The sequence below is a fragment of the uncultured Shewanella sp. genome, assembly GCF_947495455.1.
In the GTDB taxonomy this organism is placed as follows: domain Bacteria; phylum Pseudomonadota; class Gammaproteobacteria; order Enterobacterales; family Shewanellaceae; genus Shewanella.
Map to the genome: position 1 here is coordinate 1 of NZ_CANLZC010000270.1, position 419 is coordinate 419.

Consider the following 419-nt stretch of genomic DNA (forward strand, 5'->3'; position numbering starts at 1 on the left):
ACAAAGGAGTGAATAAGCATGCTGTAAGCGTAATCCAGTAATAAATAGAAAGGGGTAACGGCGGTATCTGAAAAGGAATCGATACTCAGAGCGGTTCTTTTTTTGAACATAAAATCAATAAAGGGGCGCTCAACAGGAAAAGAAGTCAGTATCACTCGGCTTAAGTCTTCCTGTTGTGTGCGTATTTGCTTTTTTGCCTCCTCATTGGTCATCTCATTGATGGCCTCTGCAATGTTACTGCCAAAATAACTTACAGAATCAGCACTATCAATGCTTGCAATATCTTCCCTTGCCGCCTGAAATAATCTCCCAGTATCAAGCATACCCGTATTCACAGAGCGATTAATAATCACCTTATCGACCCAGGTTTTGACAACCGTAATTTCTTCCGGATTAGCGAAAAAATGAAAAAAATCTTT

The 419-nt window shown here is 39.9% G+C and carries 1 protein-coding gene; it reads right to left on the minus strand.

The genetic code is table 11. The features are described 5' to 3' along the window. Positions 1 to 419, minus strand: a 419-nt coding sequence (locus Q0791_RS25085; protein WP_299011973.1) for a hypothetical protein, incomplete at both ends; no start/stop codon positions are given.